At 49.8% G+C, this 22,540-nt stretch carries 16 protein-coding genes and 5 pseudogenes; 8 read left to right on the top strand and 13 right to left on the bottom strand.

The window, feature by feature from the left end; translation table 11 throughout:
• Nucleotides 1-186: 186 nt before the first annotated feature.
• A pseudogene (locus EB241_RS21360) lies at nucleotides 187-582 on the top strand (IS3 family transposase); the annotation flags it as partial.
• Between the two features lie 1,089 nt (nucleotides 583-1,671).
• On the top strand, nucleotides 1,672-2,394 hold the full coding sequence (locus EB241_RS06380) for a 4'-phosphopantetheinyl transferase family protein (protein ID WP_124232377.1): 723 nt from the start codon (nucleotides 1,672-1,674) through the stop codon (nucleotides 2,392-2,394).
• A gap of 61 nt (nucleotides 2,395-2,455) precedes the next feature.
• Here EB241_RS06380 and EB241_RS06375 read toward each other — a convergent pair whose 3' ends face one another.
• The 3 genes from EB241_RS06375 to EB241_RS20875 all read right to left on the bottom strand — a co-directional run bounded on the left by EB241_RS06375 (nucleotide 2,456) and on the right by EB241_RS20875 (nucleotide 4,841).
• Nucleotides 2,456-3,769, bottom strand: coding sequence for an NCS2 family permease (locus EB241_RS06375; RefSeq protein ID WP_124232376.1), 1,314 nt, complete (start codon nucleotides 3,767-3,769; stop codon nucleotides 2,456-2,458).
• Between the two features lie 346 nt (nucleotides 3,770-4,115).
• Complete coding sequence (locus EB241_RS06370; protein ID WP_124232375.1) at nucleotides 4,116-4,385, bottom strand: hypothetical protein; 270 nt, start codon at nucleotides 4,383-4,385, stop codon at nucleotides 4,116-4,118.
• A 306-nt stretch (nucleotides 4,386-4,691) separates the two neighbouring features.
• Nucleotides 4,692-4,841: a hypothetical protein gene (locus EB241_RS20875; RefSeq protein WP_158612388.1), complete on the bottom strand. Its 150-nt coding sequence runs from the start codon at nucleotides 4,839-4,841 to the stop codon at nucleotides 4,692-4,694.
• Between the two features lie 30 nt (nucleotides 4,842-4,871).
• On the opposite strand from EB241_RS20875, the pseudogene EB241_RS21940 reads away from it, so the two are divergent.
• The 3 genes and pseudogenes from EB241_RS21940 to EB241_RS06355 all read left to right on the top strand — a co-directional run bounded on the left by EB241_RS21940 (nucleotide 4,872) and on the right by EB241_RS06355 (nucleotide 8,239).
• Nucleotides 4,872-6,093: pseudogene (locus EB241_RS21940) on the top strand (IS91 family transposase).
• A 461-nt stretch (nucleotides 6,094-6,554) separates the two neighbouring features.
• The gene (locus EB241_RS06360) at nucleotides 6,555-7,370 is read left to right on the top strand and encodes a C1 family peptidase (RefSeq protein ID WP_233592545.1); all 816 of its coding nucleotides are present in this window, start codon (nucleotides 6,555-6,557) and stop codon (nucleotides 7,368-7,370) included.
• Nucleotides 7,371-7,543: 173 nt separating this feature from the next.
• Nucleotides 7,544-8,239, top strand: a complete 696-nt coding sequence (locus EB241_RS06355) for an IS6 family transposase (RefSeq protein ID WP_124232373.1) — start codon at nucleotides 7,544-7,546, stop codon at nucleotides 8,237-8,239.
• Between the two features lie 52 nt (nucleotides 8,240-8,291).
• Here EB241_RS06355 and EB241_RS06350 read toward each other — a convergent pair.
• A pseudogene (locus EB241_RS06350) lies at nucleotides 8,292-8,630 on the bottom strand (IS6 family transposase); the annotation flags it as partial.
• Between EB241_RS06350 and EB241_RS21345 the strand changes: the two are divergent.
• On the top strand, nucleotides 8,550-8,759 hold the full coding sequence (locus EB241_RS21345; RefSeq protein WP_233592563.1) for a hypothetical protein: 210 nt from the start codon (nucleotides 8,550-8,552) through the stop codon (nucleotides 8,757-8,759). The pseudogene EB241_RS06350 and the gene EB241_RS21345 overlap by 81 nt on opposite strands.
• A 151-nt stretch (nucleotides 8,760-8,910) precedes the next feature.
• Here the strand turns inward: EB241_RS21345 and xopAG are convergent, their stop codons facing one another.
• Nucleotides 8,911-10,203, bottom strand: coding sequence for a XopAG/AvrGf1 family type III secretion system effector (xopAG, locus tag EB241_RS06345; protein ID WP_324131145.1), 1,293 nt, complete (start codon nucleotides 10,201-10,203; stop codon nucleotides 8,911-8,913).
• Nucleotides 10,204-10,581: 378 nt separating this feature from the next.
• Between xopAG and EB241_RS06340 the strand changes: the two are divergent.
• Both EB241_RS06340 and EB241_RS06335 read left to right on the top strand, forming a co-directional pair.
• A pseudogene (locus tag EB241_RS06340) lies at nucleotides 10,582-10,686 on the top strand (IS6 family transposase); the annotation flags it as partial.
• A 248-nt stretch (nucleotides 10,687-10,934) separates the two neighbouring features.
• Nucleotides 10,935-11,582, top strand: a pseudogene (locus tag EB241_RS06335) (IS91 family transposase); the annotation flags it as partial.
• 170 nt (nucleotides 11,583-11,752) lie between these two features.
• Here the strand turns inward: EB241_RS06335 and phoU are convergent.
• The 8 genes from phoU to EB241_RS06295 form a co-directional block, all read right to left on the bottom strand.
• Nucleotides 11,753-12,490, bottom strand: coding sequence for a phosphate signaling complex protein PhoU (phoU, locus tag EB241_RS06330; RefSeq protein WP_124232372.1), 738 nt, complete (start codon nucleotides 12,488-12,490; stop codon nucleotides 11,753-11,755).
• Nucleotides 12,491-12,507: 17 nt separating this feature from the next.
• Complete coding sequence (pstB, locus tag EB241_RS06325) at nucleotides 12,508-13,278, bottom strand: phosphate ABC transporter ATP-binding protein PstB (protein WP_124232371.1); 771 nt, start codon at nucleotides 13,276-13,278, stop codon at nucleotides 12,508-12,510.
• A 43-nt stretch (nucleotides 13,279-13,321) separates the two neighbouring features.
• Complete coding sequence (pstA, locus tag EB241_RS06320; RefSeq protein WP_124232370.1) at nucleotides 13,322-14,209, bottom strand: phosphate ABC transporter permease PstA; 888 nt, start codon at nucleotides 14,207-14,209, stop codon at nucleotides 13,322-13,324.
• On the bottom strand, nucleotides 14,206-15,168 hold the full coding sequence (gene pstC / locus EB241_RS06315) for a phosphate ABC transporter permease PstC (RefSeq protein ID WP_124232369.1): 963 nt from the start codon (nucleotides 15,166-15,168) through the stop codon (nucleotides 14,206-14,208). Before pstC ends, pstA begins: the two co-directional genes overlap by 4 nt.
• A gap of 81 nt (nucleotides 15,169-15,249) precedes the next feature.
• A complete protein-coding gene (pstS, locus tag EB241_RS06310) occupies nucleotides 15,250-16,290 on the bottom strand; it encodes a phosphate ABC transporter substrate-binding protein PstS (RefSeq protein WP_124232368.1) in 1,041 nt (346 codons plus the stop codon).
• 232 nt (nucleotides 16,291-16,522) lie between these two features.
• Nucleotides 16,523-18,352: a glutamine--fructose-6-phosphate transaminase (isomerizing) gene (glmS, locus tag EB241_RS06305; protein WP_124232367.1), complete on the bottom strand. Its 1,830-nt coding sequence runs from the start codon at nucleotides 18,350-18,352 to the stop codon at nucleotides 16,523-16,525.
• 170 nt (nucleotides 18,353-18,522) lie between these two features.
• Nucleotides 18,523-19,893 (bottom strand): bifunctional UDP-N-acetylglucosamine diphosphorylase/glucosamine-1-phosphate N-acetyltransferase GlmU, encoded by a 1,371-nt coding sequence (gene glmU, locus EB241_RS06300; protein WP_124232567.1) that lies wholly within the window; start codon nucleotides 19,891-19,893, stop codon nucleotides 18,523-18,525.
• 403 nt (nucleotides 19,894-20,296) lie between these two features.
• Complete coding sequence (locus tag EB241_RS06295; RefSeq protein ID WP_124232366.1) at nucleotides 20,297-22,384, bottom strand: glycosyl hydrolase family 18 protein; 2,088 nt, start codon at nucleotides 22,382-22,384, stop codon at nucleotides 20,297-20,299.
• Nucleotides 22,385-22,540: the final 156 nt, after the last annotated feature.

Genomic DNA, 22,540 nt, shown 5'->3' with positions numbered 1-22,540 from the left:
GTTTCGGCTCAAATGCTCCTGCAGGTCCTTTATGCAAAATGCAAGACACCTACAACTGGAGATGCCTTCACCACGGAAGGGTGAAAGTGCCATTTTGGGTTTGCAAGGTAACATCGCCGCTTGATCTTATCCGTCAACCGTGGATACGGGGCTGAGTGAGTCAACTCTCAACCTGAGATGACTCACATGCCAAACTCCGTATCAACCAGAAAAGCCACGAAATCATCACAGGCATGAATTTCGCAACGAGTCTCCGAATCGGTATTGCCCGCTGCGGCACGTGAAATCTGTTTGTATGAATCCCAGCGCTGTAGCTGCCAACAGCAAATCACCGCCTCAGAACGTCAAAGTGTGTAGCCGCTGAAAATGTCCGGCTCAAACGCCAGCTGGCTGAACGGGACGAGGAGCTGGCCATTTTCCACAAGGCAGCGACATATTTCGCGAAGCGCCTGAAATGAAGTCTGTCTTTATCGAAAAACACCGGACAGCGTTCAATATTAAACCATGTGTCCTGTACTTCCGGTTGCCCGCAGCCACTGGTATGCCTGGTATCTTCGTCGTTGTCAGAAGTGGGCGCGTCAGGATGTGTATACCTAAATGCATTATTACCATCCGCCAAAATGGTGAGTGGCAGATAAAAACAGCCAAAGGCTGGCTTCACAGCAGCCTGAACAGGTCACGGTTTTTTGTTGATAACTGGCAGGCAACCTGATGATAATTACATCTCTGCACAGTAAAACACCGTCGGTAACAGTTTTCGATAACCGCATGGTATCAAGCAAGTGAGAGCCATGTACTATAAGCACCACCGCCGTTAAGACCAGGAATAATAGTATTTCTAAATAGCGGTTCCGAATAGTAGATCACTGGGTAATAAGTGATGATTGCTTCATTAATTCTGACGACAACTTTGAGGCGTTGATAGTACCGGCTTTCGTTGTGGAAAGCGGACTATCCCTTGTGCCACAGGGCTTTCGTAAAGTGTAGCGGTATCAGGAGCCGTTATTTAGTCCAGACACTCCGATAAGCCCTGATATTTTTATCAGAGGGATAATTAAAGTATTACTGTATTTTCTACAACAGACGGTGATATTATTTTGTCATAAAAATACAATTAAAAATTATCATATAAATCACCACAATAAGAAATCGTCTTTCTGATTAACACCAAAAACATCACAATAAAAAACAACGGTATAATTTCATAAAAATAAAAATCCGTCCAATGATAATAAATGTTATTTTATCCATTAACTGCCTTACAACAGATAGCTATTAATTACTATGTAAAAATTATCATTAGATAATCTGATTAGCATATGCAGAACGTTTAAAAAATTATTAACAATCTATTTTTTTAAAACTGATTGATATATCATTTAGCACTAAAAAACCATTAATCTAACATTACCTTTTTAGTTTTGGTAAAAATTATGTATCAGCCATTTTTTCTTAAAAATGTGATCGACAACCCGTTATAAAAATACAGACTCACTCATATGACATTATCAGCTACTTCATTTGACAGACTATTTACACCGTTCCCTGCTTTTCATCAGAAAGATATTTCTTGTCCGAAATTACTCCCTGTGCAGCAAAGTTGCGTGATATTTGTTAAGGGAATTCTTACAATAGTTGCAATGTTTTTTAATCATTTTCACGGAGCGACAGATGGCAAGTCACTTTGCGCGATGGCCCCTGATTGGTGCCAGCATCCGTACCTACCGACTCCCCTCTTCTGTGGTTAATCCCCCCCTGATATTGACTGAGCGCAGAAAGGCCAGATACCTGGCAGCACGTTCATTACTGGCGGAACTGATGTGGCGGGTTTATGGCATTCCTCAACTTCCCAGTTTGGCGATCTCATGCAATGGTCGACCCCACTTTGCCGATCCTGAACTGCCCGATTTCAGCATTGCTTATGCTGGTAATATAGTGGGTATTTTACTGGCAGAAGAACGCGGCAAAACCGGTCTGGATATGGAGATTGTTCGTACTCACAGTCGCCAGACGCTGGAGCAGCAGGCTCTCAAATTTTCCTCAGGGGAAAAAGCCTGGATTAAAGCGCAGTCAGATCCTAACGAAGCAGCCACACAGTTGTGGGCACTTCGTCAGAGCGTACTGAAATTGACAGGGGAAAAAGAGCAGGGGAACGATTCCCTGCGACTGCATCCGGCTTCAGGAAGGTTACGTTTAGAGACATCCGCTGATATTCAGGTCATTTCCGATGTCGAGCCGCTGATAATCTGGTCCTGTGCCCTGTCGCCCGGAGATGTACAATTACATCTCTGGGAATTCAATGGTGCCGAACACTGGAAGCCACTGAAAGATATCCAGATATCAGCAAGGAATATGGAACCACAGATGCTGCGTCTGACCAACCTGCACAAATAGTGTCAATAACAGACAGAAAGAAAGAAATCAGGCCGGAGAGGTCCGGCCCGAAAATCATGAATTAATGAGCGTCAATAAAAACAATTTTCAGAATAAACAGCAGCGCCACAACCACCACGCAGGGGCTGATTTCACGCCAGCGGCCCGTACCCAACTTCATCACACAGTAAGAGATGAAGCCAAGCGCAATGCCTTCCGTGATTGAAAAGCTGAACGGCATCATTGCCGTGGTCACAAACGCAGGCACTGCTTCGGTCAGATCGTTCCATTCAACACGCGCAAGACTCGAAGTCATTAACACACCAACATAAATCAGTGCACCCGCGGCAGCATAGGCAGGAACCATACCCGCCAGCGGTGACAGGAACATCACCAACAGAAACAGAAGACCGGTTACTACCGCGACCAGGCCGGTACGACCACCGACCGAAACGCCAGATGAACTTTCAATATATGCGGTAACCGATGAGGTGCCGATATAAGCACCCGCCACTGAACTGACGCTATCAACAAACAGCGCCTGCTTCATACGAGGGAAAGTACCCTTCTCATCGGTCAGACCCGCTTTATCCGTTACCCCAATCAAGGTTCCTGAGGAGTCAAAGAGATTAACCAGCATAAAAGAGAAAATAATACCGGCCATACCCACATTGAAGGAACCCGCCAGATCCACCTGACCCAATATTGAGTTCATGCCGGTCGGCATGGAGAACACGCCGCTGTATTTCACATCGCCAAGTGCCAGCCCGATCAGCGTGGTGACAACGACGGAAACCAGTACCGCGATATGAACATTACGTGAGGCAAGGATGGCAATGATAAAGAAGCCCAGCGCTCCCAGCAAAACAGGGTGAGATGTCAGATCGCCCACCGCAACCAGCGTGTCTTTGTTTGGCACCACAATTCCGGCATTTTTCAGGCCGATTATCGCAATAAATAATCCGATGCCTGCGGTAATTCCTACACGCAGACTGACCGGAATATTGGCGATCATCCAGTAACGCACACGAAAAAGCGTCAGCAGCAGCAATCCTAAGGCACCCCAGAAGATCGCCCCCATGCCAACCTGCCAGGAAATGCCCATGGCACCCACCACCACAAAAGCAAAGAACGCATTCAGCCCCATTGCTGGCGCCAGCGCAACGGGCAGGTTAGCCACTAACCCCATCAGGATACTGCCTCCGGCAGCAATCAGGCAGGTAGTGACAAACACGGCCTGAGTATTCATCCCAGCCACGCCGAGGATTTGAGGGTTTACAAAAACGATATAGACCATCGTCAGAAAGGTGGTGAAGCCCGCAATCACTTCGGTACGAACGGTCGTACCATGTTGCTGTAATTTGAAGATCCGCTGTAGTAGACCAGAATTATTCATTATAAGGTTCCAAAAATGGAGAAAATTACCGTCGGCTATCCTAACCGATAATTTTTAATTTGGTAGACTTTCACCGCAGATTGCCACAGTGAAGCGCACCAGCAGTAGCATATTAAATGCGTGGCGAATATATTTTTCAGCTTATTTTTTGTGAAATAAACGCAAAATGGCGTATTAATAGTCAGAATGCAGATATAAAAAAGAATATTTATCTGTAACAGGAAGGGTAAATGCTGGTGTCGTAATAATCACCACGACGACACCAGCCGGAGATAATTTAAAGAGAAGATATATCAAACGGCATCAGTTTTTGCTCAACCCATCAATGCCGTCAGGAAACATTGTCTCAGGAGTTATTAGGCGGGCACGGCAGACCGTCATCACAGGCCGGATTGATTCGTAAACCCGTTCTGGAACGGGCAGCGATCTTAATTTGAGTCGCATCATTGCCGATCATTGTGGCAGTTTTGTTACTTTCCTGAACCAGCGTCTGCTGGTCTTTAACCTGGGAAGCAAATGCGTTCACATCAGAGGAAGCCATAGCCTGAAGGCTGAAGAAAGTAACGCTGGCTACCGCGAGAGTTTTAATTGCAGATTTTGCAAATTTGCTATTCATATCATCTTATCCTGTAGAAAGTTTACTTTGAGTGATGTCAGTCAGCCTTCATCCTGCTGACTGTCATTTTCGGAAAGTCCAATCTTCAAAAATAACTGTCCTGTAAAGCTGCCAATCTTTCCTACAAAAAACAGATGCTATCTTATCTTTTCCTTTACATTAATAACAATCAGGCAATCCCTACACGGCGGGTCATCTTTTTCGGGTAATACTTCAGAAGCTACCCCTTTACGGAATAATGATAATCATTCCGTTGCCATAAGAAATTTTGGCTTAGCCTCAACCAATTGAACCACACAACCTTAATCAACACGCCGGAATATTATCCGTCTGCGACGGGTAAGAAACCTCCGCAACCAGGCCACGCATACCACGACACAGGATATGTAAAAGGGAGAGGAACGTAGCACGCCAGCGGCGTGAGCGGCGCTGCTGCACCGCTTCGGGGGTTTGCATGACCTGAGCTCCGCTTTATACTCTGCTCCCATGTACATCCCCCGCCCCGCCAAACTCCTCTTCACCGTCGATGACGGCTGGAACCGCTACCTCGAAAAACACGGCGACAACATCAGCCAGTGGACCCGCCTCTCCGTTGAGCGCATGCTCGCCTGTGGCACCTGCGCCATGGGCGTCCGCCGTTACTGTTGCGCCTCGCCGGACTGCACACACTCCCGCTTCTTCTGCCAGAGCTGCAAGTCAAAGGCCTGCAGCGCATGTGGCATGAAATCACCTGAGTAATGGATAGCCGAACAGCAGCACGTCCTGCCGGAGTGTGAATGGCAGCACATCACCTTTACCATGCCCCACCTGCTGTGACCCTTCTTCAGCAATAACTGGCCCCTGCTCAACGACCTGTTCCGCTGCGCCACCCGTGCCATGCTGAAGTGGGCGCGCCGGCAGGGCATCGAAGTGGGTATCTTCTGCGCGCTCCACACCTACGGCCGGCAGCTCAATCAGCATCCGCACATCCACGTCTCCGTCACCCGCGGTGGACTTGACGTTAAGCACGGCGTCTGGCGCAGCCTTTTCTTCAGAAAGAAGGCCGTTGAGGAAATCTGGCGGGGTGCCGTTATCCGCCTGCTGCGCGGCAGCTATGAGCGGGTCAGTCCCGGCACCCTGCCGGGACTGGGGCATATCCGCGACGGGGAGCGGTGGCGGCGTTACCTGAAGGCACAGTATGGCCGGCACTGGAAGGTACACTTCGCGAAGAAGACCGGGGAGCCTGGCACAGCGTGAAATACCTGGGACGCTACCTGAAACGGCCGCCGGTGTCGGCTTCACGACTGCGACACTACGCCGGTGGTGCGGTGGTCCACCACTACCTCGATCACCGCACGGGGAAACATAAACGCCAGGTGCTGAGTCAGGAAGAGATGATCGGGCGCTATATCAGCCATGTTCCGGCGCGGCATTTTAAGATGGTGCACTACTCCGGCTTTCTGGCCAACCGCAGGCGGGGCACGCTGCTGCCGAAGGTTTACGAAGCGCTGTCGATGACGGTCGGGAAAAACCGAAACGCCCCGGGTTCGCGGTACTGATGAAAGGCTTCCTGGGCACAGATCCGTACCAGTGTATCCTCTGCAAAGGCCGGCTACGTTTTGCCGGCGCGGTGGCGGGTGAACACGCCACAAAAATGCTCTCTGACAGGCTGCATCAGATGGCGAAAAAACGATGGCTGCGGATGCCTGAGCAGGCTCGGTACACCTGAAAAACAGGTTTCAGATTAAAATTACGGCGAAGATGGCATTTTTATCACAAAACTCATGTTGATCCACGCCATATCTGGTATGGATCGTGTCGCTTTCTATGGTCAGGTAATCCTAAAAGAAGTGATTCAGATTCCTAACCATGAACAGAAACTTACGGTTTCACTTTTTGTGGGGTATTTAAACCGTAAATTCATGCATGTGTATGCAATTTAAGAATGCTTTTATGCCGGTAACGTGGTTTTTCGCACGGTTGACGCTCAAACCCCTTTACCACCTTCGGCCATTTGCAACAGTGCCCCTGCGGCGTGTTATGTTCTTTTTTACATTACGAAACAAAATTACCACATAACATTATCATTCCATGTGTAAGGTCAGTGTCAGTTTTCAATCGATGGCACTGGCTCATGACCCAGTGACAATTTCTCTCTCATCTATGACTGACACTAGCCAGGAGGATCCTGTGGAAAAATTCACGAAAAGAACTAAATCCCAGTTGGGATATATTCCGGACATCCCGGACATTCGCGACTTTCATTATCGGCCAGATGAAACCCTTATGCGTCAGTTGCCGTCGTCAGTCGACCTGACGCCCGCATTTCCGGTTTATAATCAGGGCCGGATTGGTTCCTGCACCGCAAATGCCCTGGCTGGTGCCGTACAATATGAAAGAGCAGCACATGATGAATCGCCGGACTTTATCCCCTCACGCCTGTTCATTTACTACAATGAGCGAGTCATTGAAGGCAGCGTGGATTACGACTCCGGGGCGATGCTGCGTGACGGGATAAAGACACTGCACAAAGTCGGTGTATGCCCGGAAGAAAGATGGCCGTATGACGACACCTCGTCGGCCCATGACGGTGGAGCATTTCCTGCGGAGGCTCCTGCAAGGAAGAAACCCAATGCCGCATGCTATCAGGAGGCATCCGGTTACGTCATTACCCATTATGAACGCGTCCATCAGGATCTCACACACTTGAAAACCTGCCTTGCCGGTGGGACACCCTTTGTGTTTGGGTTTATCGTTTATGACAACTGGATGAACAACACCCACCCCCCCGCTACACAAATCCCGATGCCCGGCAAGGAAGACAAGCCTGTTGGGGGACATGCCGTCCTGTGCGTCGGATATGATGACAGCACACAGCTGTTCCGTATTCGCAACTCATGGGGAGAGGACGTCGGAGACAGGGGATATTTTTTTATACCATATGACTATCTGACCCGGCATCAGCTGGCCAGTGATTTCTGGGTTATCTATGCGGTCAGAAACTGAGGCTGGGATATGATTCTGGTTCTCACAAATCCTCGTTTTTTGTAACGCCAGTTGTCGGCAGTTATCGCAGCTACCCGGTCACTACCCAAACCGTAAGTTTCTGCGCAAATGCTGGCTCTGTCGCATTAAGGATCGGTCAGGTAATACGACGTTTTTCAGGAGATTTCCTGACCATGACTCTGATCCGAAAAGCCTTCAGTCGCCTGCATTACCCCGTCGATATTATCGCGCTGTGTGTCCGCTGGTACCTGGCATACTCACTCAGCCTGCGTAATCTGGAGGAAATGATGGCAGAGCGTGGTATCACTGTTGATCATTCCACGCTGCACCGGTGGGTCATCCGCCTTGTGCCGCATCTGGATAAGGCGTTTCGCCGTCACAAACGTACAGTGGGCCGCCGGCGGCGAATGGATGAAACCTACATCAGAGTCAGAGGGCAGTGGAAATACCTGTACCGGGCGGTTGATACTGATGCTCAGACCATCGATTTTCTGCGAACGGTGAAGCGTGATGCGGCAGCCGCCCTGCGTTTCTTTCGGAAGGCCATCCGGCACCATGGTGAACCGGAGGTGGTGACCATCGATAAAAGCGGCGCGAATACGGCAGCGTTGGCCACACCCAACGCCGGTAAATCAGCAGATGAAAGCATCAGGGGCAGACAGAGTAAGTACCTGACCAACCTGGTGGAGCAGGATCACCGTAACATCAAACGAAGGATAAAACTGATGACGGGATTCAAATCATTCCGGCGTGCGCAGACTGTCCTTGCGGGTATTGAGCTGGTACACATGATACGCAAGGGTCAGTATGGTCATACGGACGGGGACGGATTGTCCCCGGCTGAACAATTTTATCTGTTGGCTGCCTAAAAACAGGCAGCTCAGATCTCATCATCTTCACTCCGTTAACGCGACAGAGCCCCTGCCAGCCTTTCACGTTATTCAGAATTTTTCCCGGAAACCGATATGCCGCTTTACTGTTACGGCGCGGGGAGAGATAAAAATCGATGGTGCGGCCTTTACTGTCAACAGCACGGTACAGATAAGCCCATCGGCCGTTAACTCTGATATAAGTTTCATCGAGATGCCAAGAGCAGAACCCTGAAGGGTTACGCCAGTACCAGCGCAGCCGTTTTTCCATTTCAGGCGCATAACGCTGAACCCAGCGGTAAATCGTGGAGTGATCAACGTTGACACCGCGTTCGGCCAGCATCTCCTGCAGTTCACGATAGCTGATGCCGTATTTACAGTACCAGCGCACCGCCCACAGAATGATGTCGCGCTGAAAATGCCGGCCTTTGAATGGGTTCATGTGCTGCTCCGTCAGCAAAAGGTGACGATGAGTTTATCACCTTCAGATTTTTACAACAGTGCCGACAAGAAACCGTAAACACCGGCGTTGACATGCCGGGGAAGCCCTTATAATACAATAATTTTCGATATCCAAACTGACCCCGGAAAGATCAATTTTTCGCCTCTGAGCCCCCTGCTTTATGCGGCCTTAAAAAGTTTGAAATTCCTAGACGTGAACCATCGAGTAGTCATACGCTTTTCCCATTGTAGAAAGCATGTGCAGCCGCCTTGCAAGTCTTTTCGTAGAAATTATCCGCATCGTCGATGGTATATCCGGCACCGACAAAACATCCACGAGCCACCTCTTGCAAACTATGCCGGATACCGGAAGCGTCGGCATAAACAGAATTGATGCTTCCGATCAGCGCTATAACGTCCGATTTCGACATGCTATTTTCACTGCTCATCAAGCGGGCGTGATTGATACAGGCCGCTGCATTGGCACACGTAAAAGAATCGCCAAAACCGGAACTGTCTTCGAAACCATCGAACTTATCGTTGACTTTGAAGTGCGCCAGCGGCATGTTCTCAATATTTTTTGAATTGATCATAGGTTTCATGTCTTCCAGTGCTTTCGGATCGTTTTTCAGTCTCCACTGATGAAAACATGTTTCGAGTTTATGCAAGACTGGACCCATTATGCTGGTATTTCTGGTTAAGAGGCTTTTATCAGGATCCTCGAACATCAGACTTTGGTCCAACTTAAGGGCCTCTTCAGAAGAAAGTAGACCATGTATACTCAGCATTTTCATGATGACTTTTTCTGCATGTCCCCAATACTGATCGTGGGCATATACCTGACGCAGGTTCAGGATAGCTTTACCAGCGATTAGCTGCGTTTTTTCATCAAGAGTGGTGCTTTCTGCCAGCCTAGCCTCAAGCTCATTAACGCATTGCCGTGGACTCAAACCTTTTTCGTCGCAGGCCTTTTGGAAATCGGCATAGCACTTCAGCACAAACGGATGCATGATGGAGCGAGAAGCGTAACCGGTAGAACCACTCTCTTTGTTGGGTACACCCGATAACGAATACTTCCCCTTACTATCGTACAAAGGACTCTTGGTCAGATCAGGATCTTTAGGAATAAAAGCTGGTTGGTATCTTGCGATATTTTCCGCTTTGATCCGCTCACCCTTGAGACATGCGAGCGATGTTGCCACTGATTGGTGGGACTGCTTGGTATCGACCATTTTGCTAAGATATATGCGGGTAGCAGACCGATAATCGCTCATTGTTAGAAACTGGTTGCAACCGACCCGCCGGATCATAACATTGGGGCGCAAGTCTTGTGCTTGGCGGTTGCTATCAAACTGCTCATAGCGTTGAATATGCTCTTTCGCCTCATTGGTCGCCTTGTCCAACCTTTCATTACTGGTGAAACCTTGTTTTCCATCGTGTAGCGAAGTGGTGGAAAGGAAGAAATGATTTGTCACTCGGTCGTATGCATAAGCGGTAGCCGCAAGGCCCAGAACGTACTTCATTGGCCGCAAATTCCCATTACGCATGCCATCGCCGCCTTGTTGTTGGCCTTGTGATATGCTCTCCTTCTGAACTGCTGGATATGTATTTTGGGTTGATGTCATTGCTTTCGTAGCAGTAGTCAAGCTCGAGCCTGTTACGCAAGATTTTTGACTCTGGGCGGCTTTCGTAAGTTCCAGGGTAGAGTTAGTTAGCTGAGTGGAAAATCGTATAGTGGGAAACCGCATAACCCCTCCATAACTGCCTGACTGGCAAGCAAACTGTTGTTTAAAAGATGTCTGGAACTGTGCTGCTTCGCTTGAAACCTGTAACAGCAGATAGTAGATCACGATAAAAACGATTGAATTTATCTTGAGTGTAACAATGGCTTGACCAGTTCCGACAGCAAAGGCCGCACCATTGATTTTTATCTCTCTCCGCGTCGTAACAGCAAAGCGGCATATCGGTTTCCGGGAAAAATTCTGAACAACGTGAAAGGCTGGCAGGGGCTCTGTTGCGTTAACGGAGTGAAGATGAGGAGATCTGAGCTGCCTGTTTTTAGGCAGCCAGCAGACAAAATTGTTCTGCTGACGACAATCCTTCGCCAGCTGGATGATGACGCTGCCCTTTACGGTACTGTTGCAAAAATCTGCAGGTGGTAAACTTCCTCCCCCTTTTTTGCTGACGGAGCAGCACATGAACCCATTCAAAGGCCGGCATTTTCAGCGTGACATTATCCTGTGGGCTGTACGCTGGAACGGTAGCACGCCTGCGGCGTGCCAGCTACGATCGAGTCAATCCCGGCAAGCTGCCCAACCTCGGGCATATCCGCGATGAGAAACAGTGGAAACGCTACCTGCAGGCGCAATATCAGCGCCACTGGAAGGTCCACTTCGCCAAAAAGACCCGCGGGGCCTGGCGCAGCGTAAAATACCTGGGCCGATACCTGAAACGGCCGCCGGTCGCGGCGTCGCAGTTGCACCATTACCGCGGCGGCTCGGTGGTGCACCAGTACTACGACCACAACACGCAGCAACACAAACGTCAGAAACTAAGCCAGGAGGAGATGCTGTGGCGTTACATCAGCCACATCCCGTCTCGACACTCTAAAATGGTGCGTTACTACGGTTTTCTGGCCAACCGTAAACGCGGCACGCTACTGCCAAAGGTCTACGAAGCGCTGGAGATGACACCGCGCGAGAAACCGCAGAAGCCGGTTTTCGCGGTGCTGATGAAAGCCTTCCTGGGTACCGACCCGTACCAGTGCATCCTGTGCAAGGGCCGACAGCGTTTTGCCGGCGCAGTGGCGGGCGATCACGCCACCAAAATGCTCTTTGACAGGCTGAATCGGATGGTGAAAAAACGATGGCTTCAGACCCCGGATTTGGAAAAGTGCGCCTGAAAAATGGATTTTAGATGAAAAACACAGTGTTTTTGCGCATTACCCTGCGACAGCCATCACCATATGGGGAGTTCCTTCGCCTAAGTTCATGGTTAGGAAACTCAAAAAGGACCGATTGAGTTTCCTAACCATGAACAAATTATGGCCAGCCAGGCTGGCCATAAAGGAGATCAGACAGGCAGTTTTCCGTTGTTATTATCGTCGGTGAGCAACTTATCGAGCTGATCGCCTCCAAGGTGACGAAAATCCTGACCTTTCACAAAATAGAAAATAATTTCACAAATATTCTGACAGCGGTCACCAATGCGCTCAATCGCCCTTGCACAGAACAGGGCGGTCAGAACGCTGGGTATCGTACGCGGATCTTCCATCATATGGGTCATCAGCTGCCGCACAATGCCCTCATATTCCTGATCCACCTTCTTATCTTCCCGGTAAATTTCAATGGCGGCACTAAGATCCATCCTTGCGAAAGCATCCAGCACATCATGCAGCATCTGGATAGTGTGATAGCCCAGCGATTCCAGACTGACCAGCAGTGGCTGATGCTGTTGACCAAATTTCTCCAGCGCGGTACGGCTGATTTTTTCCGCCACGTCACCAATACGTTCCAGCTCTGAGATGGTCTTGATAATCGCCATTACCAGTCGCAGGTCGCTGGCGGCAGGCTGGCGTTTGGCAATAATGCGTACGCAGGCTTCGTCAATGGAGACTTCCATCATGTTGACTTTCTGATCGCCGTCAATTACCCGCTGTGCCAGCTCACCATCCTGATTATGCATTGCCACAATGGCGTCGGTCAGCTGCTGCTCCACCAGCCCACCCATGATCAGCACCTGGGTGCGAATATGCTCCAGCTCGGCGTTAAACTGCCCGGAGATATGTTTATTCAGATTCAGGTTATCCATTTTGCTCTCCAGTCAACTCAACCGTAGCGGCCGGTAATATAGTCTTCGGTTTGCTTCTGATACGGCTTGGTAAACAGCGTGTCAGTATCGCTAAACTCAATCAGTTCACCCAGATACATAAAGGCCGTGTGGTCGGAACAACGTGCCGCCTGCTGCATGTTATGCGTCACAATAACCACGGTGTAATCCTGCTTCAGCTCGGTGATTAATTCTTCAATACGCCCGGTCGAGATGGGATCCAGCGCCGAACAAGGCTCGTCGAGTAGCAGCACTTCAGGACGAATAGCAATACCGCGGGCAATACACAACCGCTGTTGCTGGCCACCGGAAAGGCTGTAACCACTCTGATGCAGCTTATCCTTTGTTTCGGTCCAGAGAGCGGCTTTACTCAACGCCCACTGGACGCGTTCATCCATGTCAGCACGGGAGAGCTTTTCAAACAGACGAACGCCGAAGGCGATATTGTCGTAAATGGACATTGGAAAGGGTGTCGGCTTCTGGAAGACCATACCCACGCGGGCGCGTAACAGGGCAATATCCTGGCTGGCGGTCAGGATATTTTCACCGTCCAGCAAAATCTCTCCTTCCGCCCGCTGCTCAGGATACAGCGAAAACATTTTGTTAAAAGTACGCAGCAGGGTGGATTTACCGCAGCCAGACGGGCCAATAAAAGCCGTCACCTGGTTCCTGGCAATGTCCAGATTGATATTCTTCAGCGCGTGGAATTTTCCATAGTAGAAGTTCAAATCGCGAACCTGAATCATCTTAGCGGAATTGTTGTCAGCCATTCTCTTTCTCGCTTATTTACGCCGCAGCCGCCGCGTATCTCAATTAATGTTTGCTTTTTGCAAAGATCACGCGCGCCAGAATATTCAGCAACAGCACGCAAACGGTAATCAGCAATACTCCCGCCCAGGCGAGACTCTGCCACTCAGCAAAAGGACTCATGGCAAATTTAAAGATGGTTACCGGCAGGTTAGCCAGCGGCTGCATCATGTCCGTGCTCCAGAACTGATTGGACAACGAAGTAAACAGCAACGGTGCCGTTTCCCCGGCGATACGCGCTACCGCCAGCAGGACGCCGGTCAAAATGCCCGATACAGATGCTTTCAGGGTAATGGCTGAAATCATCTTCCATTTTGGCGTTCCCAAGGCATAAGCGGCTTCACGCAGGCTGTCAGGCACCAGTTTTAGCATGTTTTCAGTAGTACGGATGACGATAGGGATCTGTAGCAGCGCCAGTGCAATAACCCCGGCCAGACCAGAAAAATGCTGCATCCGGGCCACCACCAGCGTGTAGACAAACAGCCCGACCACAATAGAGGGCGCGGAAAGCAGAATGTCGTTGATAAAACGAATCACCTCCGCCAGCCAGGATTTACGGCCATATTCCGCCAGATAGATCCCCGCCATAATCCCCAGCGGCGTTCCCAGTACGGTTGCCCAGAGGATCATCAGTCCACTGCCGACCAGGGCGTTTGCCAGCCCGCCACCGGCCGTATTGGGCGGCGGCGTATTTTCAGTAAACAGCGACAGGCTCATGCCATCAAAACCACGGGTTACGGTTGCCCAGAGGATCCAAATCAGCCAGAACAGACCAAACGCCATGGTCAGTAAGGAGAGTGTCAGCGCGATACGGTTTTTAAAACGCCGCCACGCCTGCATTTTGCGGCGTGAGGCGGCCAGTTCAGCCCGCGCCTGGAGTTCCATGATGGTCATGAACACGCTCCTTCACTTTTTGCCAGCCTGAGGATCATCAGTTTGGAACAGGCCAGCACAATAAAGGTAATAACAAACAGGATAAGCCCCAGCTCCATCAGCGCCGCCGTGTGAACACCGGATTCTGCTTCAGCAAATTCATTCGCCAGTGCCGACGTAATACTGTTGCCCGGCATAAACAGCGATGCGCTGTCGAGCTGATAAGTGTTGCCGATGATAAAGGTCACCGCCATAGTTTCCCCCAGCGCACGACCAAGCCCCAACATCACACCGCCAATCACGCCATTTTTGGTGAACGGTAACACGATGCGCCAAATAACTTCCCAGGTCGTACAGCCAATACCGTAAGCGGACTCTTTCATCATTACCGGCGTCTGTTCAAACACATCACGCATCACAGAAGCAATATAGGGGATGATCATAATCGCCAGAATTATCCCGGCGGCAAGAATGCCAATGCCAAATGCCGGACCGGAAAATAACGCGCCGACAATGGGAATGTTTGACATCAGCTCGCCAAGCGGAGTCTGGAAGTAAGTGGCAAACAGCGGGGCGAAAATAAACAATCCCCACATGCCATATACGATGCTGGGGATCGCCGCCAACAGTTCAATGGCCACGCCAAGAGGACGACGCAACCAGTTCGGTGCCAGTTCGGTCAGAAACAACGCGATACCAAAACTGACCGGTACGGCAATAATCAGTGCAATGATGGAGGTGACAATCGTACCGTAGACAGGAACCAGCGCGCCAAATTGCTCGTTGGGGGCATCCCATGTTTTGCTCCACAAGAAAGCGAAGCCAAACTTCTGCATACTGGGCCACGAAGAGAAAATGAGCGAAACAATAATGCCACCGAGGAGAAACAGTACGATCAGCGCTGCCAGTTTAACCAGCGCCCCGAAAATAATGTCACCCTGTTTGCCGGGGGCTTTAAATGTCGGCCTGGTCTTAGCCATAAAATTCCCGATGTTGAAAGTGTCAGGGCGGCATTGCTGCCGCCCGGAAGTAAGAACCGAATCTGTCGCGCTCTGAAGAGCTTAGTATAATGCTTTACCGGCGCTGTCTTTTACGTTGGTTTTCCAGGCGGCACGGATTTGTGAAACCACGGAATCAGGCAGAGAAGCGTAGTCCAGACTGTTGGTAGTTTTGCCACCGTTTTTATATGCCCAGTCAAAGAACTTCAGCACGGCTTCGCCTTTCTCAGCACTTGCCTGCACTTTGTGCACCAGGATAAAGGTGGTGGAAGTGATTGGCCAGGCATTATTTCCTTTCTGGAAAGTCAGATCCTGGGCGAAGGATTTGCTCCAGTCTGCACCTTTTGCCGCATCGCTGAAACTTTGCTCGCCGGGTTCCACCGCTTTACCATCGGCATCAACGAGTTTGGTATAAGCCAGATTATTCTGTTTGGCATAGGCGTACTCAACATAGCCTATTGAGCCGGGCAGACGCTGTACAAAAGCCGCCACGCCATCATTCCCTTTACCGCCCAGACCGGTTGGCCAGTTTACGGTATTGCCCTTACCAATTTTGCTGTTCCAGTCACTGTTCACTTTTGACAGATAGCTGGTGAAGACAAAAGATGTGCCGGAACCATCTGCACGGCGCACCACATTGATGTTGCTGTCTGGCAGTTTCACGCCCGGATTCAGTTTAACGATCGCCGGGTCGTTCCATTTTTTAACCGTGCCAAGATAAATATCACCTACGGTTTTACCATCAAGGATAAGCTGGCCTGATTTGATACCAGGGATATTAACCGCCAGCACCACGCCGCCGATGACGGTTGGGAACTGGAACAGACCATTTTTAGTTAAATCCTCTTCTTTCATTGGCGCATCGGAGGCACCAAAGTCGACCGTTTTAGCAATGATCTGCTTAACACCGCCGGAAGAACCAATTCCCTGATAATTAACCTGCGCCCCGGTCACTTTGTTGTAATCGGCTGCCCACTTGTTATAAACGGGTGCTGGGAAAGTACCGCCCGCACCGGTCAGATTAGTCGCAGCCATTGCTGAAACGGCGGTCAGAGAAAGAGCAACTGCCACACAACGAGCCACAGTTTTATGCATCAGAGTCATGTTCCCTCCAGGGGATTAAAATTCAGGCTTTATACCGTTTTAATATCTATAAGGATTGCTGCTGGAGGCAAAATAGGACAGTTTGATGACAGTAAAATGTAGTCTGTATGACAGTTTTGTGACAGAGAGCAAACTGACAGCCTGAGTGAGTTTTGACAGCAGATCGGCGCTGGCAAAAAGTCGCTTTGTCCGGGAAACCTTATCGGGGCCAGAAATCTGGCCCCGTAGTGAGTTACTCGACGGTAACCGATTTAGCGAGGTTGCGTGGCTGATCCACATCGGTTCCCTTGATCAGGGCAACATGATAAGAGAGCAGTTGCAGTGGCACCGTATAAAAAATGGGTGCGATTATCTCTTCCACATGAGGCAGCGAGACAATGCGCATCCCGTCGCTGTTGCTGAAACCCGCATCCTGGTCTGCGAAGACATACAGCAGGCCGCCACGGGCGCGTACTTCTTCAATGTTTGACTTCAGTTTTTCCAGCAGCTCGTTATTAGGTGCGATAACAATTACCGGCATATCAGCATCAATCAGCGCCAGCGGACCATGCTTCAGCTCGCCTGCCGCATAGGCCTCCGCGTGAATATACGAAATCTCTTTCAGCTTCAACGCACCTTCCAGTGCGATGGGATACTGATCGCCACGGCCAAGGAACAGCGCATGATGCTTATCAGAAAAGTCTTCTGCCAATGTTTCTATCAGCTTGTCCTGCGACAGCATTTGCTCAATACGGCTTGGTAATGCCTGAAGCCCGTGAACAATATCATGCTCAATTTGCGGGTCCATCCCCTTCAGACGACCAATTTTTGCCACCAGCATCAGCAACACGGTTAACTGCGTGGTAAAGGCCTTAGTGGAAGCAACGCCAATTTCCGTTCCCGCTTTGGTCATCAGGGCCAGATCGGATTCACGCACCAGCGAGGAACCGGCTACATTACAGATAGCTAACGATCCCAGGTAGCCAAGCTCTTTTGAAAGGCGAAGTGCAGCCAGCGTATCCGCTGTTTCACCCGACTGTGAAAGCGTAATCAACAGGCTGTTGCGGCGCACCGCTGATTTGCGATAGCGAAACTCCGAGGCAATCTCCACGTCACAGGGTAGATTAGCCAGTGCCTCAAACCAGTAGCGGGAAACCATGCCAGAGTTGTAAGAAGTACCACAGGCGACGATCTGAATATGCTCGACCTGCTCCAGTAATTGGCTGGCATGCGGCCCCAGCTCAGAAAGATCGACTTCACCGTGACTGAAACGCCCGCTAAGGGTGTTTTTGATCGCCATCGGCTGCTCGTAAATCTCTTTTTGCATATAGTGGCGATAAATGCCCTTATCGCCCGCATCGTACTGCGCGTTGGATTCGATTTCGCCGCGCTCTACCTTGTCACCACGGCGATCAAAAACCGCCACTTCACGACGCGTAATTTCAGCGATATCGCCTTCTTCCAGATAGATAAAGCGTCGCGTTACGGGCAGCAGTGCCAGCTGATCTGAGGCAATGAAGTTTTCCCCCACGCCACGGCCAACAACCAGTGGGCTGCCTGAGCGAGCGGCCACCAGCACCGAGGGATCGCGACTGTCGAGGATTACCATGCCATAGGCACCCCGCAACTGCGGAACAACGCGCTGCACCACCTCACGCAATGAACCTCCCTGTTGCTGCTCCCAGTGAATCAGGTGAGCAACCACTTCGGTATCTGTTTCTGAGGAAAAATGGTAACCACGGCTAATGAGCAGCTCACGCAGCGGTTCATGATTTTCGATAATGCCGTTATGAACAATAATGATATGTTCAGAGATATGGGGATGGGCATTAGCTTCCGAAGGTTCTCCGTGCGTAGCCCAGCGCGTATGCGCAATCCCGGTTCCACCCGCCAGCAAGGTGCTTTCTGCCGCTTCCGCCAGTTTCTGCACTTTTCCCAGCCGTCGCAAGCGGGTCACTTCGCCCGTGGTGGTAACAACCGCCAGCCCGGCAGAATCATAGCCCCGATATTCGAGACGGCGTAATCCTTCCAACAGGATTTCAGCGATATCACGTTGCGCTACTGCACCTACAATTCCACACATATTGTTTTTCCTGAGAAAATGGTCCACTGACCATTAACCTTGTCTTCTGACCTGATTATTCCGGTCTGTGCCGGTTCCCCGAGCCTTGTAGAGAGTGGGGATTATCGTTATTTACTGCCGTGGAGTGAAAGTACCACCCATTGAACAAAAACAGCGTTCACTGCCAGAAATTATTTTTTCTTCACTGGTCGTTGCCAGCCCGTCTTCAGATGTTGATCTTTGCGGTTATACAACAACCCCTCTGCGGTGACATCCTTCATTACTGTCGTGCCCGCTGCGATGGTGACGCCTGCAGCAACGGTAACCGGCGCAATAAGCTGAGTGTCAGAACCAACAAAGACGTTATCGCCAATCACCGTCAGCGATTTATTGGCACCGTCATAATTGCAGGTGATCGTCCCTGCACCAATATTGACATTAGCACCAATTTCCGCGTCGCCCAGATAACTGAGATGACCCGCTTTCGATCCCTTACCCAGTGACGCCTTTTTCATCTCCACGAAGTTACCTACGTGCGCCCCTTCAGCCAGGCTGGCGCCCGGACGCAAACGGGCAAAAGGGCCTACCGTGCAGGCCGACGCCAGCTCAGCATTTTCCAGTACGCTATAGGGGCTGATTTCACAGTCATCACCGATGACACAGTTTTTCAGCACACAGCCGCTAGCGATTTTAACGCGGTGTCCCAGCGTGACCTTACCTTCGATAATCACGTTGGTATCAATTTCCACATCACGACCACACTGCAACTCGCCTCTCAGGTCAAAACGGGCGGGATCTTTCAGCATCACACCGCTTAACAACAGTTTATCAGCCTGTTGAGCCTGATAAACGCGCTCAAGGGTCGCCAGTTGCAGACGATTGTTTACCCCGTCGGCTTCCGAGCGGTGGGAAGGTTGTACCGTTTCGGTTTTTTGACCTTCCTGATGAGCAAGCGCAATAATATCAGTGATATAATATTCGCCCTGAGCATTATGATTGTTCAGCTTACTCAGCCAGCGCTTCAAATCCGCGCCGTTAGCCAAAAGGATACCGGTGTTAATTTCACGAATGTTTAGCTGTTCTGGCGTGGCATCTTTCTGTTCCACAATGCCTGTCACAGAACCATGCTCACGGATGATACGGCCATAACCGGCAGGGTTATCCACAACTATCGTCAGTAGCGCAATTCCGCCTTCTGGTTTCGCACCGTGCAACCTTTTAAGTGTGTCCGGCGAAATCAGTGGCACATCGCCGTAGAGCATCAGAATATCTTCATCATCAGAAAAATGTGGTGCCGCCTGCTGCATCGCATGGCCAGTTCCCAGCTGCTCTGCCTGTAAAATCCAGTTAAGCGAGGGTTCCATCAGGGTGGCTTTCAACTGCTCCCCGCTGTGACCATAAACAAGATGGACTCTGTTCGCTCCAACATCTTTCGCAGCATCAATAACGTGCTGTACCAGCGGCTTACCCGCAAGGAGATGAAGAACTTTAGGAAGATCGGAGTACATACGGGTCCCCTTGCCTGCTGCAAGGATCACCACACTCATCGCGCTGTTTGACATAGACATCCTGCTTCTGATTTTCTGACAATCTGCTTTCACGGCAAAAAGTAAACCCATAATGCGGCAAAAATACTACTTCTTTTACCGTTAAAAAATACTTTCCTGAGGACGAAACGGACACTATTACTGGCTGTGTCCACGGTTTTGTCCGGTGTTGGCATGATAGCACCAAAGCTCAACCCATCCTTACCGATGTGACGTTTTCTGGCAACCAATGAAGGTCCATGCGTCAGAAAGAAGATCGGAGCAGCAGGCCGCTGGAAAGAAGCACAGCTTTTGCTGTGCTACAGAAATCAGACCCGTAACCTTCAGATAACCGGACTCTGCGAACGTATTTTGATTCGGCATAAACTAAAAATGCTCCCGAAGGAGCATTTTTCAAACGCTATAACCGTATGACCTGCTAAAGCGCAATCCACTCTTTGCCCCATGGACCGGTGGTGGCTTCAAGACCAGGCTCCTTACCAACAGAGTAGAAATTAGCCTTGTAGTTAGCACCTTTATGCGAGACTAAATCGGCCGACTGATAAGTGGTTGCCGCATTCCACAATGGATAATCAGCAGGTTCGTCTGGCACAACCGGTACTTCAGGATCTGAAGGTTTACCTGCATCCGTAGAAGACACAATCAGTTTATAAACCGTCTCGTCGCGATTACCTTTTGCATCAGAGAGTGACAGAACAACCGTTACCACCGTATCCGTTGTCACCACGGGTAGTATGATTTCCGTTTGCTGTGCCTGCGGTGAAACGATATTCAGCGCACCCGTTGATGACCACAGATAACTGGTCGCATGGGTTGATTCCTCGGCTGAGAACAATAATGAACCGCCAGACAGCGCCTTCATGGTGATAACCGCCGTTGGTGTAGTATCTTTGCCGGGGTCTACTGGGTCTACTGGGTCTACTGGGTCTACTGGGTCTACCGGGTCTACCGGGTCTACCGGGTCTACCGGCTGCTCACCATCGATGTTGATACCTTTAAAGTAGAAAGGTGACATATCGATATTCTGTTGAACAATCGGGCATCCCATACCTTCACGGCCCGCATTTACCAGCAAACCATTGTCATTATCAATAGTCCAGGTAAACAGGCCACCGAGGCCTTTCTCAATAACATAACGCGCCTTTTCACGCACGGTGCGAGGTGTATCAATAGAATGGAACACTTTGGAAGTCGGGCTGTACAGGTAGTCCGCACAGGCTTCATCATCGGTATAAACGTTAAAACCATTGCGACCAGACTTATTTTCCAGATCCAGATAATTATTGATGATGTCATACCATTCAACACACCCGGATTCAAACGTACCAACAGTCGTACCGCTGCCGTCGTAGGTACCTTTCAGTGGAGAGAAAGAGGATATTTCGCCACCTTTGGCACTACGTGAATAGCCTGCATAACCAATATTGATGGCTTCAGGATCGACGCCCAGCTCCAGCAAATACTCTACGGCTTCTTCCAGGCTGTAAGCTGTGTTAGACGTTTTATAGATACCAGCATGGTGATCAAGTCCATCTGCCCAGGGAGTACCAAAGAAGTCATAGGTCATCAGGTTGATACCATACAAACCAACTTTCAGCAGATCTTTGACATTGGAATATTGCAATACTTCCACATTAGCTGAAGAGGCAATACTGATTTTTACATGGCTCATGCTGTTAGCTGCCAGAGCCTTGTTCAGGGTATCGATCAGTTTGACATAGTTTTCACCATCTTCTGGCCCGTGAGGATTACCAGCGCCAGGTGCATTTGGGTATTCCCAGTCGATATCGATTTCAGAGAACATAGGGAAGCGTTTGAAGAAATCAATAATACTGGCAACCAGCGTATCAATGGCGCTCTGGGTTTTCGCCAGCTCGTGAAACGCATCGCTCATGGTCCAGCCACCGAGGCTGAAAGAAAGTGCCAGATCGTGGCCCTGTGTTTTAGCTTTCTTCTGCAAATCACGCATTGCGCCCAGTACACCCTGTAAATTAGGGTGATCCTGATAGAAGCAGTCCTCCTCAGTATCGGAACCAACGCTGCCCGCACCGAAACCGAACGCTTTCCAGCCGCTGAAACCACAGTTGATATAGGACTGACAGTCACCCCATGGATCCAGGATGGTCATTTCATTGGTCTTTTTCAGGGTTTGTCGGGCAGCCTGATTAATTTTTTCTTTGTTGGCACCGTTATCACCCACAATACCGGTAAAACCAAAAATGATTTTATCGTAAGCGGTCGGATCCAGCAGGGTGATATCAATCCCACGACCACGGCTGGCTTTATCAATGTCACCAGTACGACTAACCTGGCGCTGATCGTAGTGTGCCCAGTCGGTGTAGTAACCAAACAGTTTTGGTTTGTTGGCTGTGTTATATTTATTATAAACACGTTTCGCTACCCGACCTGAAGTATAGCTATATTCGGAAGTATTGGTCGCAGGATTAAATTTATCTTTATCGTAAGACTGCTCAGTATATTTATCACTCTGTATTAATTTACTCATTATTAGCCCTTATGTAGTTATTTAAAATTTAGCCACCAACCGTTGTGGCTGACGACAATAAAAATCTCACACAAACCCGAAATATATCCAGTGAGTAATAAAGAATAATATCCATAAATACAGCAAGAATAGTGAATAATAAAAATAACCTTATAA

Source organism: Erwinia psidii, assembly GCF_003846135.1.
GTDB lineage: Bacteria > Pseudomonadota > Gammaproteobacteria > Enterobacterales > Enterobacteriaceae > Erwinia > Erwinia psidii.
Note: the sequence above shows the minus strand (reverse complement) of the source record. Positions and strands in the feature narration are given on the sequence as shown.